Origin of the sequence: Streptomyces sp. NPDC001822, assembly GCF_042892135.1 — a bacterium.
GTDB lineage: Bacteria > Actinomycetota > Actinomycetes > Streptomycetales > Streptomycetaceae > Streptomyces.
Genome location: NZ_JBIATW010000007.1, coordinates 219,596 through 237,706, shown reverse-complemented (window position 1 = coordinate 237,706; position 18,111 = coordinate 219,596). Strand labels below are relative to the sequence as shown.

The window sequence follows — 18,111 nt, the reverse complement described above, 5'->3', positions numbered from 1 at the left end:
CGCAGCAGGGCGGATCACAAGGCTGACATGAATGGCTCAAGCGGAACTGGAGAAACGGTGGACCGTCCTAGGCGGCCCAGCCGGGGCGTTCGAGCACGTCGACGACGGCGCAGCCCCAGCTGTAGCCGGCGCCGACGCTGACCAGGACGATCCGGTCGCCGGGCCGTGCCCGGCCGGTGGCCGTGAGGTGGTCCAGGCCCGCGAACTGGTCGCCGGCGCCGAGGTGTCCGACGGTCCGGTTCCATTCCCAGGTGGTGCGGTCCGGGTCGATGCCGAACGGTTTGTGGTAGATCGAGTCGAGCCGGCGGCGGCCGAAGTGCGGTAGCACCACCCAGTCGGCGTCGGCGAGTTCGGACCCGGCGTCGGCCAGGGCCTGCTTGATGACGGTCTGCTGGCCGCTGTGGGCGCGGGAGATGGCGTACGAGATCCCGGCCCGGCCGACGAAGGCGCGTTTGGCGGCCTCGAAGTCGACGGGCATCCGGTGGCCGAACGGGGCCGTGGTGAACGGGTCGTCGCCCCGGTGCAGCGGCTCCAGCTCGGGATCCGCGTGCAGCGCGAGCGAGACCAGCCGGGCGAAGCCGCCGCGCCGGGAGAGGACGAGCGCGGTGGCGCCGTCCGCGTACGGCGTGCCCGGGTCGGTGTTCCAGCGGTCGATGCCGGGGGCGCAGAACCGGTCGGCGGTGGTGAGGAGGGCGTCGCCGTGACCGTGGCCCGCCGTGAGATAGGCGGTGGCCAGGTCCAGGGCGGCGAGCCCGCCGTTGGACATCTGCCGGATCTCGACGGCCTGGCAGGTGTTGCCGAGCGCCTCACGCTGGATGTAGGAGGCGACGGGCCACAGGTCCTGGCCCTGGTGGTAGGTGTCCGCGTGCAGCAGCAGGCCGACGTCCCCGCCGCGGCTGCCGGACCGCTCCAGCGCGGTCCTGGCGGCGGCCACGGCCATCTCCGCGGCGGATTCGTCCGGCGAGTACGCCACCGACTCCATGCCGGTCGCCGCGGCCACCCGGGGCGGGCAGGCCCCGGTGGCGACCGCGTCGGCGACCGGGATGCGGGAGGGGAGCCGGGTGGAGGTCCCCCGTATGTAGACGTCTTCCAGGCGCACTGTCACTCCAGATGAGGTCGCGGGCTCAGCCCGTGGCGGCGGCCAGGGGCGGGGCGTCGTCGACCCGCCCGGGCGGCCCGTCGAGCAGGACGTAGTGGACGGCGTCGAGGAGCGCCTGCCAGCTGGCCGCCGTGGTGTTCCCGTCCACGCCGACGGTGCCCCAGTGATGCTCCCCGTCCCGGTAGGAGATGAGCACCCGGGCCGCGGCGCCGCTCCCGGTCTCCCCGCTCAGCACCCGCACTCGGTAGTCGACGAGTTCGAGCCGGGCGAGAGCGGGGAAGCACGGGTCGAGGGCGGTGTGCAGCGCGGTGTCCAGGGCGTTGACGGGGCCGTTGCCACGGCCGGTGGCGGTGACGGCACGGCCCTGCACCACGAGTCGTACGGTGGCCTCGGTGCTGACCTCCCCGCCGCTGGTGCCGGAGACGCCGACGGACCACGACTCGACCTCGAAGGGCACGGGGCCCCGGCCGCCGGCCAGTTCCTCGCGCAGCAGGAGGGCGAAGGACGCGTCGGCGGACTCGAAGCTGTAGCCGCCGTTCTCCAGTTCCTTCACCCGCGCGGCGGCGCGGGCCACCTCGTCGGAGCCCGCTTCGAGGTCGTAACCGAGCTCCCGTGCCTTCAGTTCGACCGACGAGCGGCCGCCCATGTCTGAGACGAGGGTGCGCATCGTGTTGCCGACGAACTCCGGCGTGGTGTGCTGGTAGAGGTCGGGGTCGACGCGCAGCGCGGACGCGTGCAGGCCTGCCTTGTGGGTGAAGGCCGAACCGCCGATGTAGGGCGCTGCCGCTCTGCCCGGAACCTGGGTCAGTTCGGCGACGGCCCGCCCGGTCGCCGCCAGCTCGCGCAGCTTCTCCAGCGGGACGACCTCCCGGCCGCGCTTGAGGACCAGGTTGGCGATCACGGTGAACAGGTCGGCGTTGCCGCAGCGTTCGCCGTAGCCGTGTGCGGTGCCCTGCGCGTGCACGGCCCCCGCGTCGATCGCCGCCATGGTGTTGGCGACGGCGCAGCCCGTGTCGTCGTGGCAGTGGATACCGAGCGGCACGCCCGTGAGCGCGAGGGTCTCGCCGACGACGGCGCCCACCTCGTCGGGCAGCGAGCCCCCGTTGGTGTCGCACAGGACGACGGTCTCGGCGCCGGCCTCGGCCGCCGCCCGCACGACCGCGAGGGCGTACTCGCGGTTGAGCAGGTAGCCGTCGAAGTAGTGCTCGGCGTCGACGAACACCCGCCGGCCCGCGTGCACCAGGTGGCGTACGGTGCCGCTGATCATGGCCAGGTTCTCGGCGAGGGTGGTGCGCAGGGCGTTGCGCACATGACCGGTGTGGCTCTTGGCCACGAGGGTCACCACCGGGGTCTCGGCCTCCAGCAGGGCACGGACCTGCGGGTCGAGGGAGGCGGGCACCCCGGGCCGCCGGGTGGCGCCGAAGGCGGCGAGCTCGGCGTGCTTCAGGCCGAGCTCGGTCCGGGCGCGGCGGAAGAACTCGGTGTCCTTGGGCACGGCGCCCGGCCAGCCGCCCTCGATGAATCCGACCCCGAGGCCGTCGAGCCGGCGTGCGACGGCGAGCTTGTCCTCGACCGTCAGCACCATGCCCTCCTGCTGGGTGCCGTCGCGCAGGGTCGTGTCGTAGAGCTGGAAGCTCTGCTCGGCCATCGCCCCTCCCTTGTCCTGTGTGCGCCGGCGATGGCCGGCCGCTGTCCGGATACTTCCCCCACGGTCCGGCGGCGGGCCGGAGAAAGGCTGGAGCGGTGATGGACCGTGCGCACACGACGGCGCGGCGGGAGCGGACGGCAGAGGCCGGCCGCTCCCGCCGCACCGTGAGCGGGGGTGTTACGGGGTCAGGAAGCCGGGGCGGCCTCGGGGGCCTTGCCGGCCTCCTCCTCGTCCTCGGGTGCTTCCAGCCTCATCTGCCGCGGAATCGCGAGCATCAGGAGGAAGGCGAGGACGACGACACCGCCGAAGACCCACAGGGTGGTCTGCAGGCTGCCGGCGAAGGAGGTTCCGGTGGCGTCCTTGGCGTAGCCGGCCAGGACCGGGGCCGCCTGCTGGTTCTGGAGCGCGGGGACGGCGCAGCTCTCCGGGAGGACAGCCGGGTCCTTCTCCTCGACCCGGTCGACCGCGCATGTCCGGTAGGCCGCGACGGTGGTGTCCGCATCCCCCGGGGTGAGCCCGGCGGTGGCGACGAGTTCCCTGCGCAGTTCAGCGGACTGGTCGTCGATCGCCGTTCCGGTGTTGCCCACCAGTCCGGCGAAGAAGACGACGCTGACCAGGGCGCCGCCGACGGCGAAGCCGAGCTGGGCGTTGGTGTGGACGATGCCGGAGGCGGAGCCCGCGTCCTTCTGCGGCACCTCGGAGATCACGATCTGCGGCAGCGGGGCCGCGATGAGACCGAAGCCGAGACCGATCAGCAGCATCGGCACCACGAGCTGCCAGGAGCTGATGCCGCTGCCGTACTCGCCTGCCGCCCACAGGAAGGCCAGTGCGCCGACCACGGTGACGACCGCACCGGACTGCAGCACCTTGCGACCGAACTTGGGCACCAGGACGACCATGGCCGCCGAGGAGGTGAGGAAGGCGCCGATGCAGAACGGGAGGCTCGTGAGCCCCGAGCGCATCGGCGACCAGCCGAGGCCGACCTGCATGTAGACGGTCCAGCCGATGTTGAACATGCCGATGCCGATGTAGAAGGCGAGGTTCACGCCGAGCCCGGAGGAGAAGCTGCGGATACGGAACAGCGCCAGCTCCACGAGCGGTGAGCCGTCCAGGAGGGTCTTCTTCTTCTGCCACAGGATGAAGGCGGCGAGCACCGGCACCGACGCGGCCATCGACACGAAGCCCCACAGCGGCCAGCCCAGTTCGCGGCCCTGGAGCAGCGGGAAGATCAGCAGGAGCAGACCGGCGGTGGCGAGGACGACGCCCCTGACGTCGAGCTTCAGGGCGTGCGGTGCCTTGGACTCACGGAGCACGCGCGGGGCGTAGATCAGCCCGAGGATGCCGACCGGGATGTTGATGAGGAAGATCAGACGCCAGCCGAGGCCGAAGAGGTCCCACTCGGCCAGCGGTCCGCCCGCGCCCATGCCGACCGCGGCGGCCACACCGGCCACACCGCCGTACATGGCGAAGGCGCCGGCCCGCTCCTTGGCGGAGAAGGTGACGTGGATGATGGCGAGGATCTGCGGAACCATGACTCCGGCGAAGGCGCCCTGGATCATGCGGGACGCGACCAGCTGCCACGGCTCCTGGGCGATTCCGGCTCCCAGCGATGCCAGCGTGAAGCCGGCCACGCCGAGGAGGAACATCCGCTTGCGGCCGTAGATGTCGCCCAGCCTGCCGCCGAGGATCAGCAACAGCGCGAAGCTGAGCTGATAGCCCACCAGCACCCACTGGATGATGGAGTAGCCGCCGCCGATGCCTTGCTGGATGGCCGGGGCCGCCACGTTCGCGATGGTGCCGTCCAGCATGTCCATGAAGGCGGCGACGAGCAGCACCAGCAGGGCCATCCAGCGCTTCGGGTCGGGCGGCGCCGCACCGGTTCGCTTGTCCGCGGCCGTCTCGTCCCCTGCCACCTCCGTCTCCGTGGACGGAGCCTGCTCGGAGGAAATAGCCATGGTTGTACCTCTCAGATCTTGGGGGGACCGGGATAGCCCTTGGGGGGTTCCGCAGGTGGCTGGACAGCCTTGGACCATCGGACGGCAGGATGCCCGATGTCAGTGGAATTCCACTGGAGTGCGGCTGAACCGCGGGGCCACTGCGGCAGGACCGCTTCCGCGTGCCAGGTGGTGCGGGTGAGATGCCGCCTCCGCGGCACTCAGCACCGGCGTGACACAGGCCTCGGTGCCTTCGAACAGCTGCGCCCAGTGATCCCGGTCCCCGGTGATGAAGCGACTCGCGAACTCCCGGTGAAGCGCCGGCCAGTTGTGCGGTTCGTCCCGGTCGGGCAGGGCCGCGCCCGCCAGTCCGATGCCGTGCAGCAGCGCGGCGTAGAAGCGTTCCTCCAGGGCGCCGACGGCCACGTAGCCGCCGTCGGCGCACGCGTAGGTGGTGTAGAACGGCGCTCCGCCGTCCAGCAGGTTCACGCCGCGCTCGTGCCGCCACTGGCCGGCCGCCTCCATGCCGACCAGCATGCCGAGCATCGCCCCGGCACCGTCCACGATCGCGGCGTCGACGACCTGCCCCCGGCCGGTCCGCTGCCGCTCGTACACGGCCGCGAGGACCCCGGCGACCAGGAACATCGAGCCGCCCGCGAAGTCCCCCAGGAAGTTCACCGGGACGACGGGCGGCCCGCCGGCTTCGCCGATCGCGTGCAACGCGCCACTGATCGCCAGGTAGTTGATGTCGTGTCCGGGGGTCCCGGCGAGCGGTCCCTCCTGCCCCCAGCCCGTCATCCGGGCGTAGACGAGGGCGGGATTGCGGTCCAGGCACACCTCGGGTCCGATACCGAGCCGTTCGGCCACCCCCGGTCTGAAGCCCTCGACCAGGATGTCGGAGCTCTCGAGGAGGCTCAGGAGCTCCGCGACGTCGTCGGGGCTCTTCAGGTCCAGTGCGATGCGGTGGCGTCCGCGGTCCAGGACCTGGTGCCACTGTTCGAAGGAGCGGCGGCCGTCGGCCCGGTCGATCCGGATCACTTCGGCGCCGAGGTCGGCCAGCACCATGCAGGCGAAAGGCGCCGGCCCGATCGCCGCCAGCTCGACCACTCTCAGCCCGCTCAGGGGCCCGGTCGCGACGGACCGGCCCTCACTCGCTGCAATGCCCATCCCGGGAGGCTAGGAAGCCTGTCCGGAAACCGGCTCGGGCCGCGCTCGCGCCGGGCTCGCACCGCGGCGCACGGACTCCAGCTGTGCCCGAGCCGGCGCTGGCACCGTGCACCGGGAACTCTGTGCCGTCGGAAACCCGACGTCCTTCACGAGGAACGATTCCCCACGAGGAAGGATCCACTGTGACAACCAGTGCTACGGAGCCGGGCACCGCCGAGGCGGAGACCAGCACCTTCCCCTACAAACGGCAGTGCCCCTTCACTCCTCCGAAGGAGTACGCGGAGATCGTCGAGAAGGACGTCTCCCAGGTCACGCTGTCCGGATCCGGCCTCCGCATCTGGACGGTCGCGGGCTACGAGACGATCCGGCAGCTGCTGACGGACCCCCGGGTCAGCGCCTCGCGCCGGCACGACAACTTCCCCTTCTACTTCATCGCCCCGCCGGAGTACCGCACCGAGACGTCCTTCATCGGCTACGACGGCAAGGCGCACAGCGACACCCGCCGCAAGGCCGCCCTGACGTTCACCAGCCGCCAGGTGCGACGGCTGCGGCCCCGGATCGAGGAGATCGTCGACGACCACCTCGACAAGCTGCTGGCCATGGAGCCCGGGGTGGACTTCCACCACGCGTTCTCGCTGCCGGTGCCGATGACCGTCATCTGCGAGCTGCTGGGCATTCCGCAGGACCGGCACGAGTTCTTCATCAAGCACGGCACGGCACTGCTCGGCGGGCACAGCTCCACCGAGGAGCGCCAGGCCGCGATCGTCGAGGTGAACGCGTACGTCAGCGACCTCATCCAGCTGAAGAAGCGGGAGCCGGGCGAGGACCTGCTCAGTCGTGCGATGGCCGACTACGAGGCGTCCGGCGAGGAGTACACCGACCGCGACCTGTTCAACATGGTCCGGCTCCTGATGAACGGCGGCCACGAGACCACCGCCAGCCAGATCTCGCTCGGCACCGCCTGCCTGCTGGAGAACCCCGACCAGCTGAAGCTCCTGCTGGAGGACCCCTCGCTGGTCAAGCCGGCCGTCGAGGAGCTGGTGCGGTTCGCGACCATCGGCGACACCGCGGTGCCCCGGGTCGCCCTGGAGGACATCGAGATCGGCGGCTCGGTCATCCGCAAGGGCGACGGCATCCTCTGCCTCGGTCTCGCCGCGAACCGGGACCCCGAGGTGTTCCCCGAGCCGGAGAAGCTCGACATCACGCGCGGCAGCCGCAAGCACCTGGGCTTCGGGCACGGCGTGCACCACTGCATCGGCGCGGACCTCGCCCGTCTGGAGCTGGAGATCGTGTGGAGCAAGCTGTTCCAGCGCATCCCGACGCTGCAGCTCGCCAAGCCCTTCCTGGAGATACCCCGTAAGGAGGGCGCAGTGATCTACGGGCTGTGGGAGCTGCCGGTCACGTGGTGAGGTCGACCCGTGCTCGAGCAGCCATCCGTAGCGTGCCGTGGCACCACACCCCGGCGGCGGTCAAGGAGGAAGACGTATGAGCACGGCACTCACGCCTTTCCGCGTCGGGTTCCCCGACGCGGATCTCGCCGACCTCGGCGAGCGGCTGGCCCGGACCCGGTGGCCCGACAAGGAGACGGTCGGTGACTGGTCGCAGGGTGTGCCGCTGGCCTACCTCCAGGAGCTCGCCGAGTACTGGCGGAGTACGTACGACTGGCGGGCGGCCGAGGCGCGGCTGAACGCGCTGCCGCAGTTCCGCACCGAGATCGACGGTCTCGGCATCCACTTCCTGCACGTGCGCTCGCGCCACCCGCAGGCGAAGCCGCTGCTGCTCAGCCACGGCTGGCCCGGATCCGTGGTCGAATTCCTGGACGTCATCGGCCCGTTGACGGACCCCGAGGACCCCGCGGACGCCTTCCACGTGGTCTGCCCGTCGCTGCCCGGCTTCGGCTTCAGCGACAAGCCGGACGAGACGGGCTGGACGGTGGAGCGCACCGCGGCCGCCTGGGCCGAGCTGATGCACCGGCTCGGATACGAGCGGTACGCGGCGCACGGCACCGACTGGGGCTCCTTCCTGACCGGGATCCTGGGCGAGAGCGACGCGGAGCACCTGGTGGGCATCCACCTGGCGATGCCCTTCGCCCGGCCGCCGCAGGAACAGGTGGAGCTGGACGAGCGGGATCTGGCCGGCCTGGCCGCGCTCAGGGAGTTCCAGCAGCACGAGGGTGCGTACTCCGTGCTGCAGGCCACCCGTCCGCAGACCCTCGGGTACGGGCTCTCCGACTCGCCCGTCGGCCAGCTGGCCTGGATGATCGAGAAGTACTGGGCCTGGAGCGACCACGACGGCGACGTCGAGAAGGTCATCCCCCGCGACCGGCTGCTGGACGCCGTGACGCTCGCCTGGCTGGCCGGCACCGGCACCTCGTCCGCCCGGATCTACTGGGAGAGCCACAACAAGATGGCGCTCGGCCGGGTCGACGTGCCCACGGCCTGCTCGGTCTTCCCCAAGGACGGCCGGATGCCGCGCGCCTGGTGCGCGCACCGCTTCACCGATCTGCGGCGGTGGACCGACCACGAGCAGGGCGGGCACTTCCCCGCCCTGGAGCAGCCGGAGCTGATCGTCGAGGAGCTGCGCTCCTTCTTCCGCACGCTGACCTGAGACCCGAGACCTTCCGTCTGGAGGCACTGCCCATGACCGCCCGAACGACCGGGGTGAGTGAAGACCTGCCCGAATTCCCGTTCCCGGGTACGAGTTACCGGGGCCCCGACCCGATCTTCACGCAGTTGCGCGCGGAGCGGCCCGTCGCGCGGGTGCGGTGGAGCGGAGGCGGTCATGCCTGGCTGGTGACCCGCCACGAGGACATCAGGTCGGTACTGGACGACACGCGTTTCAGCCGCGCCGCCTCGTACGCGCCGGACGCCCCCACCTTCAGCGGGCTGTTCCAGGCCCCGCCGGGAATGATCATCTCGCTCGACCCGCCGGACCACACCAGGCTGCGCGTCCTGGCCGAGCAGGCGTTCTCGCCGGCCCGGATCCAGGGGATGCGGCCCCGGGTGCGGGAGCTGGCGGGCCGGCTCCTGGACGCGCTGGACAAGGAGTCGGACGGCGGTCCGGTGGATCTGGTCGAGGGCTTCGCCGCTCCGCTGGCCATGGCCGTCATCTGTGAGCTGCTGGGTGTCCCGGAGCAGGACAGGGACCAGTTCCTCACGTGGGTAAGGCAGTTCGCCGATGTGTCGGGTCCCGAGGAGCTGGCCGTCGAGGGCCGCGAGAACCTCGGTGCCTATATCGCCGGACTGGTGGCCGGCAAGCAGGCGGAGCCCGCCGACGACGTGCTCTCCGCCCTGATCACCGCCCGTGACGGCGAGGACCGGCTCGGCTTCGAGGAGCTGGTCGGGCTCGGCTACACGCTGCTGGGCGGCGGTTTCGACTCGGCGGCCGGCCAGATCTCCAACTTCGCCCTGACGCTGCTCGACCGCCACACCGACGTCTGGCGTCGGCTCGGCGATCACCCGGAGGACGTACCGGCGGCGCTGGAGGAGCTCCTGCGTACGGTCAACCTGACCGGCAACGACACCTCGGGGCTGCCGCGGATCGCCACGGAGGACGTGGAGATCGGCGGCGCGGTCATCCCCGCCGGGGACGCCGTGTTCCTCTCCTTCGCCTCCGCCAACCGTGACGGGTCGGTGTTCGCCGACCCCGACACCGCCGACTTCGGCCGGACCGTCAACCCCCACCTCGCGTTCGGGTACGGCATCCACCACTGCCTGGGGGCGCCGCTGGCCCGGGTGGAGCTCGCCGTCGCCCTGGAGGAACTGACCGGCCGCTACCCCGACGCGCGGCTGGCCGTGCCGGAGAGCGAGCTGCTCTGGAGGGCCGGCGATGTGAACCACAACCTGGTCAGCCTCCCCGTCCACCTGAGAAGGAGCACCACATGAGCAGCGTCGAACTTCCCGCCGTCAGCCGGGAGGTCCGCCTTGCGGCCTACCCGGTCGACGACGTCACCCTGGAGCACTTCGAGTTCGGCGAGACCGAGCTGGCCGCGCCCGCTGACGGCGAGGTCGTCGTACGCAACGACTGGATGACGCTCGGCTCGGTGGCCCGCGACCAGATGAACCCCGGCACGAAGCTGCCGATCCCGGTCTTCCAGCCGGGCGTCGCGATGTGGGGCCGCACCGTCGGCACGGTGGTCGCGTCCAACAGCGACACCCTCGCCGTCGGCGATCTCGTGGAGCACTTCTCCGGCTGGCGCGAATACGCGGTCGGCAACGCCCACGGGTTCTTCAAGCGTGACCGCTCCCTCCTGCCCGGCCCGGAGTACTTCCTGTCCCAGGGACCGACGGCCTGGCACGGCATGGTCGGTACGGCGGCGGTGGCCGAGGGCGACACCGTGTTCGTGTCGGGAGCCACCAACGGTGTCGGCGCGCTGGCCGGGCAGATAGCGAAGCTGCGGGGCGCCAAGCGCGTCATCGGCAGCACCGGGTCCAAGGAGAAGATCGACTTCCTGGTCGAGGAGCTCGGCTTCGACGCCGCGTTCGACTACCACGAGGGGCCGGTGGCCGAGCAGCTCGCCGGACTGGCGCCCGACGGCCTCGACGTGGTCTTCGACAACGTGGGCGGCGAGCAGTTCGAGGCCGCGGTCCAGGTCGCGGCCCGCGGGGCGCGGTTCGCGCTGTGCGGTGCCCTGTCCGGGCAGCACGGCGCGGGTGACGGCGGCAGTCCCCGGCTGCCCCTGATGTCCGCCATCACCAAGGACCTGACGCTGCGCGGCTTCGCGACGCTGCACACGCCCGACCAGATCGAGGGCTGGAACGCCCAGTTCAGCACCTGGCTGCGCGAGGAGCGCATCGTCTTCCCGCACACGGTCGTCGAGGGCGGGGTCGCGGAGCTGCCGGAGGCGTTCGTGGCGCTGCTCGGCCGGAAGTACAGCGGCACGGTCCTGGTCAGGATGAGCTGAGACCGGCGGTCTTTCGTGCTGCGGTGGTGCCCCGGGGTCCGCGTGTCCCGGGGCACCACCGTCTTTTCATGGATACGAGGAAAGGATCCGGTCATGGTGACAGGAGACCCGAACGTGCTGGACCGACGGGCGCTCAACCGGAGCCTGCTGGCCCGGCAGCTGCTGCTGGAGCGCGCCGGCATGCCGGCCGTACAGGCGGTCGGACACCTGGTGGGGATGCAGGCCCAGGCGCCCAACCCGCCCTACATCGGGCTGTGGACCCGGCTGGCCGGGTTCCGTGCCGAGGACCTGGCGGACCGGGTCAGGGACCGCGAGGTGGTCCGGCTGGTGCTGATGCGGGGCACGATCCACCTGGTCACGGCACAGGACTGCCTGGCGCTCCGGCCGGTGCTCCAGGGCTCCCTGGAGCAGGGACTGAAGGGCACCTTCGGCCGGAAGCTGGCGGGGCTCGACACCGCGGACGTGGTGGCGCTGGGACGTGAGCTGGTCGAGAAGGAGCCGCTCACGCTGGGCGGTCTCGGCACCCTGCTCGCCGAACGCTGGCCGGACCGGGATCCGTTCGCCCTGGCCAATGCCGTACGCAATCTGGTGCCGCTGGTGCAGGTGCCGCCGCGCGGACTGTGGGGCGAGAGCGGTCAGGCCGTGCACACGACGGCGGAGTCCTGGCTCGGCGGGGCACTCGCGCGGAGCACCTCGCCCGACGCGATGGTCGAGCGCTATCTCGCGGCCTTCGGGCCCGCCACCGTCAAGGACATCCAGACCTGGTCCGGAATGACCCGGCTGGCCGACTCGGTGAACCGGCTCAGGCCCCGGCTGCGCACCTTCCGCGACGAGAACGGGCTGGAGCTCCTCGACCTCGCCGACGCTCCCCTGCCCGACCCGGGGATGCCCGTGCCGGTCCGCTTCCTGCCGGAGTTCGACAACATCCTGCTGTCGCACGCCGACCGCAGCCGCATCCTCACGGACGAGCAGCGCAAGCTGGTCTTCACCCGTAACGGCCTGATCAAGTCGACGTTCCTCGTGGACGGTTTCGTACGCGGGCTGTGGCGGATCGAGCAGGCTCGCAAGGAGGCGACCCTCGTGATCGAGCCGTTCGGCGCGCTGGGCAGGAAGGACCGCGACGCCGTCGCCGAGGAGGGGAGCGGCCTGCTCGCCTTCGCGGCGGCCTCCGCGACGACGCGCGGCCTCCGCTTCGACTGACCGCGTACGACGGCGGGGGAGAGACCGGAGGGCCCGGTCTCTCCCCCGCCGTCGTACGCGGTCAGTTCGACCAGTCCGGGGTGTCGAGGATCTCCAGCACCGTCGTCGTCCACACGTATCCCGCGCCGGCCGCCTGGAGGACCACCAGGTCCCCGGGCTTCGTCTCGCCGCTCTCCATGACCCGGTTCAGTCCGAGCACGGGGTCGGCGGTGCCGACCATGCCGGTGCCCAGGCCCCACTCGTGCGTCGTCCGCTCCCGGTCGACGCCCAGCAGGCCGTAGAGCCCGTGGGTCACGATCGACAGGGCGAGGTTCTGGTGGAGGAAGTACCGCACGTCGGGCAGCTCCACCTCGGCCTCGTGGAGGGCCTGCTTCATCGAGAGCTGCACGCTGGCGGAGATCTTCTCGATGGCGTCGTCGAAGTCCATGTCCTCGGCGAGCAGGTAGTCCGACTTGCGCTCGCTGACCCCGACCGGGGCTCCGCCGGAGAACGGCGCGTCCGTCCAGCCGGCCCCGCTGCGGCCCATCGGCTCCAGCGAGGGGTCCGCGTGCGAGTACGTGGCGCGGACGCGGGCGAACCCGCCGCGGCTGGACAGGACGAGGGCCGCGGCGCCGTCGCCGTCGACGTTCTGCTCGTCCGACCCCCAGCGGTCGATGTAGGGCATCCGGAAGGCGTCGCCGCCCGTGATGAGCGCCGCGGTGACGTCGGGGCGGGAGGTCACGTACGAGGAGGCGACCTCGAAGGCCGCCAGCATGCCGTTGCAGCCCTGCTTGATCTCGAATGCCGGGCCCGTGCCGCCGACCGTCTCGCGCTGCACGAAGCTCGCGGGGGTCCAGAAGTCGAGCCCCTGGTGTCCGATGTAGCTGTGCAGGACCAGACCGAACTCGTCGTGCTCGTGTCCGGACCTGGCCACCGCTTGGCGCCCCGCGATCGCCGCCATCGTGGGGCCGGTCTCGTTGTCGGCGGCCACGTGGACCGAGCGGAAGCCGTTCAGCGAACGCTTCTGCTCCGTGTAACTGCCCGCGGCGATCGCCTCCTCGGCGGTCTCGATCCGCTCGGGCAGGTACGCACCCACACCGGCGACATAGAGGTTGTTCCAGCGCATGTCAGTCTCTCCTTCAGGACGCGTAGAGGTACGCCGCGAGAGTCGCGGGGGTGGGCGCCTGGTAGATGCGGCGTACCGGGATCTTGATCCCGAACGCCTCCTGGACGCGCCGGGTCAGTTTGGACGCCAGGAGGGAGTGCCCGCCCAGGTCGAAGAAGCTGTCCTCCACATCGACGTCCGGCATGCCGAGAACTTCGCCGAACATCAGGCAAAGCTCCCTCTCCCACTCCGTTGCGGTCACTGGTGCCTCCGTTGTCCTCTGCGTCGGTGGGCGGCCCCGGTCCGGGGGCGCGGTCGGCGTCATGCCGCTTCGGTCTCGAGCCGGCTGTGCAGTTCCTCGTCGTACAGCTCGTCGACGGACATGCCGCCGGCGGCCACCGCGAAGTAGCGCTCCGTCAGGTCCTGGGATCCGCTGACCATGCGGAGCATCGCCATCCGGTCGGGTGTGACCTCCAGACGGCTCACGAACAGGGTGTTGCGGTAGCCCTCGAAGAGCTCGTCCTGGAGCTCCTCCCCGTACTTCCGCAGCCCTTCGGCGAGCCGCGCCGGGTCATCGAGTACGCCGCCGACCGACGCGGCCAGCAGATCGGCCTGCAGGAAGGCGTCGCTGATGCCGCGCGCGGTGATCGAGTCCTTGTGGTGTGCGGCGTCACCGACGAGCGCCCAGCCGGGGCCGGCCGGGGTGCGGAAGAAGTTCTGCTGGTCCCCCGTGCCGCGCAGCCGTTCGACGCGTTCGCCGCCGTCCATCGCCCGCGCGTACAGGTCCGGCGCGGTGGTGCGGATGTTCTCCAGGTAGTGCTCCAGCGCTTCGCCGCGCACCGTGTCGAACTCCGCCTGCGGGAAGTAGGCGGCGATCAGGGTGGCGTCGTCGTTGGTCGGTATCGCGCCGATCCAGCGGCCGGGGCGCTCGTACAGCTCGAACTGGGACGTGATGCCCTGCCAGTAGCTGAAGTAGATGCAGGACATCAGCGGGTCCTGGACCGTGTACGGGGCGTCGACGGCCTTGGCCACCGCCGACCGCATCCCGTCCGCACCCACCACGAGGCGTGCCCGCTCCTCGACCGGCTTGCCCTCCGCCGAGCGGCACTTGACCCCGACGACGCGGTCCCCGTCGAAGACGAGACCGGACACGGAGCAGCCGTCCCGGAACTCCGCACCGGCGGCCACGGCCGCGTCGACCAGGATCTGATCCAGCAGGTACCGGCGCGGTGCGTACGCGGCCGACTGTCCCTCGTGCGGGACGGTGCCGCCGTCCAGCCGGACGTCCTCGACCTGGTAGACGGTCCTGTCCAGCGCCGGGCAGCCGGTTGCGCGGACCGCGTCCAGCACCCCCCAGCGGGCGAGGCGCGCGATACCGGGCTGGTGGATGTAGTGCGTGGAGAGCGTGTCACTGGGGAACCGCGCCCGGTCGACGAGCAGCACCCGATGGCCCGCCCGCGCCAGGAGCAGAGCGGAGGCGGCACCCGCGACGCGAGCCCCCACCACGATGACGTCGTACATTCCGGACCTCCAAGTCACGGACCTGCCCCTCGGTTCGACGGTGGGCCGGGCGGACGACGCCCGGCCCACCGGCTTAGGAGCAATCTGAGGGCACCTTCGCAGTCCCTTCTTGAGACCCGCTCGATCAGTCCTGGGCGGCGAACGCGCCGAGGTTCTCCCCGGCCCACTGGCGGAAGGTCCGCGCCGGCCGTCCGGTGATGCGTTCCACGGTGTCCGGGGTCGCGGCAGGCCGCCCGACCCCCGCGGCCCACTGGCCGAGGAGCGAGGCGAGGATCGGCGCGGGGACGAACCGGCCCATCTGCTCGACCGCCTGGTCCCGGGTGAGTTCGCGCACCGGGATCTCGCGTCCGAGGAGTTCCCCGAGGATGCCGAGCTGCTCGCGGAAGGTCAGCGACTGCGGTCCGGAGAGGGTGAGGGTCCGGCCCACGAGCGTCTCGTCGGCCAGGGCGGCCGCGGCGACGTCGGCGATGTCGCCCTCGTGGACGGGCGCGGTGTGGGCGTGCGTGTACGGCAGTTCGACGGGCTGTCCCCTGCGGATGGCGTCGCTCCACCCGAACGCGTTGCTGTCGAAGGCGCCCGGCCGCAGCACGGTGCCCGGCAGCGCCGACTCGGCGAGCGCGTCCTCGACGGCCGCGTGGAGCAGGGCCAGGGCGTCAGTCTCGGCGTCGGGGCCGCCGACCGTGGACGAGGACAGCAGGACGACGTGCCGGACCCCTGCCCCGGCCGCGGCGGCGAAGAGGTCCTTGGCGCCTTCGGACTCGGCGTACAGGAACACCTTCTCCACGCCGTCGAGGGCGGCGTCGAAGGTGTCCGGCTCGTTCAGGTCCAGCCGGACGGTGTCCACTCCGGCCGGAACGCTCAACTCCCCGGGTGCGCGGCCGGATGCGCGCAGGGTGTGGCCCGCGGCGTGCAGGCGGTCGAGGACGCGGCGGCCGACGTTGCCGCGTGCCCCGGTTACGAGAATGGTCACGGTGGTACTCCCGTCGAGTGCGGTACCGGCCCGGATGGTGGGGTGGCTGACGGAGAGACCGTCGGCCCTACGGGCGTGTCCGGCGGAACGGGGCCGGACGGGCCCTAAGCGGAGCCGGCAATTCAGTGAACAGGGCCGCCCTCGCGCGTGCCTCGACCCGAGCGAGGACGTGGCCGGTTCCACCGGCATTCGAGCCGGTTCGCGGACTCTGCCGCCCCGGGCACCTCGAGAGGAGACAGGCCGATGACATCGGTAGTCGCAGCGTTTCGCCGTCGGGCCGCCGACACCCCCGGCACCGTGGCGGTCTCCGCAGGTGACGACCACCTGACCTACGCCGGGCTCGACCGCTGGGCGCGAGAGGTGTCGCGGGAGCTCACGGACCGTGCGGGGGCGACGGCGGGCGACCGGATCGCGGTCTGCCTGGAGCGCTCCCCCGAACTCGTCGCCGCGCTGCTCGGCGTGCTGGGGGCCGGCGCGGCGTTCGTCCCCATCGGCCTCGACGACCCGGCCGCACGGGTGGCCGAGGTGTTCGCGGACGCGGAGGTACGTGCCGTCCTGTGCGAGCCGGACGATGCCGGCCGGTTCTCGGCGTACGGCATCCCGGTCCTGCGGGTCCCGTCCCGTCCCGCGGCGGACCTGCCCCTGCCGCCGGAGACCGCCGGGGTCCGGCCCGGCGACCTCGCCTGCCTGATGTACACCTCGGGATCCACCGGCCGCCCGAAGGCCGTCATGGTCGAGCACCGCAACATCACCAACCTGGTGACGGACCCCAACTACGTGGAGCTGGGCGCCGACGACCGCATCCTGCAACTCGCACCCGTCGCCTTCGACGCCGCCACGTTCGAGATCTGGGGGGCTCTCCTCAACGGGGCCCGGCTGGTGCTCGCCCCGCCGCGGCAGATCCAGGCGGAGGAGCTCGGCGCCCTGCTGCGCGACGAGGGCATCACCGTGCTCTGGCTGACGGCCGCGCTCTTCCACCGGCAGATCGATGTGGACGTCAAGGCGTTCAGCGGGCTGCACACGGTGCTGGCCGGCGGCGACGTGCTCTCCGTCCCGCACATCCGCGAACTGCGGGCCGCGGTGCCCGGCTGCGCGATCGTCAACGGCTACGGGCCGACGGAGACCACCACGTTCGCCGTCTGCCACCGGATCGGCGCACACGAGGACCTCGGCCACTCCGTGCCGATCGGCACCCCGCTGCAGAACGTCGACGTCCGTATCGTCGGCGACTCCGGCCTGCCGCTGCCCGACGGCGTCTCCGGCGAGCTGTGGATCGGCGGCGCGGGAGTGTCCCGGGGGTACTGGCGGCGCCCCGACCTCACCGACAAGGCCTTCGTCACCGCCCCCTGGGACGGTGCGGCCGGGCGGTTCTACCGCAGCGGCGACCTGGCCAGGCGGCGCCCCGACGGGGTCATCGAGTTCCTCGGCCGCAACGACGACCAGTTCAAGCTGCGGGGCTTCCGTATCGAGCCCGGTGAGCTCGAGAGCGTCCTCGCCGGCCATCCGCAGGTGCGCGGCGCCGCGGTCGGCGTCCGGGAGAACCACCTGGGCGACCGCCGGCTGGTGGCATGGGTCGTACCGGAGGCCGGCACCCTCGACCGGCGCGCCCTGCGCTCGTATCTGCGCGAGCGCGTGCCCGAGCACATGATCCCCGCGGCCTTCGTCTCGCTGGCCGAGCTGCCCGTCACGGCGAACGGCAAGGCGGACCGCAAGGCGCTGCCCGCCCCCGACTGGACGTCGAAGTCCATCTACGTCTGATCCCCCTCTCCCGAGCCGATCCGAAAGGACGGAGCATGACCAACCACCCGTTCACCAACCAGTACGTCGTGGTCACGGGCGGTGCCACCGGCATCGGCCGGGCCACCGCTCTCGACTTCGCCAAGCAGGGTGCCGCGGGCGTGATCGTCACCGGGCGCCGGGCCGACCGGCTCGCCGAGGTGGCGGCACTGCACCCGGCCATCGTCCCGGTCCGCGCCGATGTGAGCACGCAGAGCGGCGCGGACGCGGTCGCCGAGGCGGTCGGCGAGCTGGGCGGCTCCCTCGACGTCCTGGTGCACAACGCCGGGATCCACACCATCGGCGCGGCCGGCAGCATCGACACGGACGCGGCCCGAGAGCTGTTCGACGTCAATGTGCTCGGCACCGTGATCCTCACCAACCGGCTCCTCCCGGCGCTCCGTTCGCCGGGCGGCAGCATCGTGTTCGTCACCAGCCCGGCAGGCCACAACCCGACTCCGATGGCCTCGGTGTACGCGGCGAGCAAGGCCGCGGTGAACACCTTCACCCGCTCCTGGGCACTGGAGCTGGCCCCGAAGGGCATCCGGGTGAACGCGGTCGCTCCGGGCTGGGTGCGCACCGAGGTGTACGAGAGCCACGGCATGCCCCCCGAGCAGGTGGACGAGCTCTTCGCACAGGCGGCGAAGAGCGTGCCGCTGGGAGTGACGGGCGTGCCCGAGGACGTGTCGCAGTGGATCACGCTGCTCGCCGCGCCGAGCAGCGCGTGGGTGACGGGCCAGATCCTCACGATGGACGGCGGCGCCGATCTCGTACGCGCGAAGCAGGTCTGAGGGCATCCGGGCCCACGG

The 18,111-nt window shown here is 71.6% G+C and carries 15 protein-coding genes; 7 read left to right on the top strand and 8 right to left on the bottom strand.

Going from position 1 to position 18,111, the window contains the following annotated elements; genetic code table 11:
- Positions 1-67 precede the first annotated feature (67 nt).
- The 4 genes from ACFYY2_RS18815 to ACFYY2_RS18800 all read right to left on the bottom strand — a co-directional run bounded on the left by ACFYY2_RS18815 (position 68) and on the right by ACFYY2_RS18800 (position 5,848).
- Positions 68-1,099: a ketoacyl-ACP synthase III family protein gene (locus ACFYY2_RS18815; protein ID WP_388743950.1), complete on the bottom strand. Its 1,032-nt coding sequence runs from the start codon at positions 1,097-1,099 to the stop codon at positions 68-70.
- A 25-nt stretch (positions 1,100-1,124) separates the two neighbouring features.
- Positions 1,125-2,747: a citramalate synthase gene (cimA, locus tag ACFYY2_RS18810; RefSeq protein WP_388743947.1), complete on the bottom strand. Its 1,623-nt coding sequence runs from the start codon at positions 2,745-2,747 to the stop codon at positions 1,125-1,127.
- A 185-nt stretch (positions 2,748-2,932) separates the two neighbouring features.
- Positions 2,933-4,702, bottom strand: coding sequence for an MFS transporter (locus ACFYY2_RS18805; RefSeq protein WP_388743944.1), 1,770 nt, complete (start codon positions 4,700-4,702; stop codon positions 2,933-2,935).
- A gap of 99 nt (positions 4,703-4,801) precedes the next feature.
- Positions 4,802-5,848 (bottom strand): CaiB/BaiF CoA transferase family protein, encoded by a 1,047-nt coding sequence (locus ACFYY2_RS18800; protein ID WP_388743942.1) that lies wholly within the window; start codon positions 5,846-5,848, stop codon positions 4,802-4,804.
- A gap of 182 nt (positions 5,849-6,030) precedes the next feature.
- Between ACFYY2_RS18800 and ACFYY2_RS18795 the strand changes: the two genes are divergently transcribed.
- The 5 genes from ACFYY2_RS18795 (at position 6,031) to ACFYY2_RS18775 (ending at position 11,951) form a co-directional block, all read left to right on the top strand.
- Positions 6,031-7,257: a cytochrome P450 gene (locus ACFYY2_RS18795; protein ID WP_327114670.1), complete on the top strand. Its 1,227-nt coding sequence runs from the start codon at positions 6,031-6,033 to the stop codon at positions 7,255-7,257.
- A gap of 76 nt (positions 7,258-7,333) precedes the next feature.
- A complete protein-coding gene (locus ACFYY2_RS18790) occupies positions 7,334-8,455 on the top strand; it encodes an epoxide hydrolase family protein (protein ID WP_388743938.1) in 1,122 nt (373 codons plus the stop codon).
- 32 nt (positions 8,456-8,487) lie between these two features.
- Positions 8,488-9,732, top strand: a complete 1,245-nt coding sequence (locus ACFYY2_RS18785; protein WP_388743936.1) for a cytochrome P450 — start codon at positions 8,488-8,490, stop codon at positions 9,730-9,732.
- A complete protein-coding gene (locus tag ACFYY2_RS18780; protein ID WP_388743933.1) occupies positions 9,729-10,751 on the top strand; it encodes a zinc-binding dehydrogenase in 1,023 nt (340 codons plus the stop codon). Before ACFYY2_RS18785 ends, ACFYY2_RS18780 begins: the two co-directional genes overlap by 4 nt.
- Before the next feature lie 93 nt (positions 10,752-10,844).
- On the top strand, positions 10,845-11,951 hold the full coding sequence (locus ACFYY2_RS18775) for a winged helix DNA-binding domain-containing protein (protein WP_388743931.1): 1,107 nt from the start codon (positions 10,845-10,847) through the stop codon (positions 11,949-11,951).
- Positions 11,952-12,012: 61 nt separating this feature from the next.
- On the opposite strand, the gene ACFYY2_RS18770 is transcribed toward ACFYY2_RS18775, so the two are convergent.
- The 4 genes from ACFYY2_RS18770 to ACFYY2_RS18755 form a co-directional block, all read right to left on the bottom strand.
- On the bottom strand, positions 12,013-13,056 hold the full coding sequence (locus ACFYY2_RS18770; protein WP_388743928.1) for a ketoacyl-ACP synthase III family protein: 1,044 nt from the start codon (positions 13,054-13,056) through the stop codon (positions 12,013-12,015).
- 13 nt (positions 13,057-13,069) lie between these two features.
- Positions 13,070-13,261 carry an acyl carrier protein gene (locus ACFYY2_RS18765; RefSeq protein ID WP_329040577.1) on the bottom strand — a complete coding sequence of 64 codons (192 nt, stop codon included), beginning with the start codon at positions 13,259-13,261 and terminating at the stop codon, positions 13,070-13,072.
- Between the two features lie 95 nt (positions 13,262-13,356).
- On the bottom strand, positions 13,357-14,556 hold the full coding sequence (locus tag ACFYY2_RS18760; RefSeq protein WP_388743924.1) for an NAD(P)/FAD-dependent oxidoreductase: 1,200 nt from the start codon (positions 14,554-14,556) through the stop codon (positions 13,357-13,359).
- Positions 14,557-14,680: 124 nt separating this feature from the next.
- On the bottom strand, positions 14,681-15,526 hold the full coding sequence (locus tag ACFYY2_RS18755) for an SDR family oxidoreductase (RefSeq protein WP_388743922.1): 846 nt from the start codon (positions 15,524-15,526) through the stop codon (positions 14,681-14,683).
- Between the two features lie 243 nt (positions 15,527-15,769).
- Here ACFYY2_RS18755 and ACFYY2_RS18750 point away from each other — a divergent pair, with 243 nt between their 5' ends.
- Complete coding sequence (locus ACFYY2_RS18750; RefSeq protein ID WP_388743919.1) at positions 15,770-17,284, top strand: amino acid adenylation domain-containing protein; 1,515 nt, start codon at positions 15,770-15,772, stop codon at positions 17,282-17,284.
- A 35-nt stretch (positions 17,285-17,319) separates the two neighbouring features.
- Positions 17,320-18,093 carry an SDR family oxidoreductase gene (locus tag ACFYY2_RS18745; protein WP_327114689.1) on the top strand — a complete coding sequence of 258 codons (774 nt, stop codon included), beginning with the start codon at positions 17,320-17,322 and terminating at the stop codon, positions 18,091-18,093.
- Positions 18,094-18,111 lie beyond the last annotated feature (18 nt).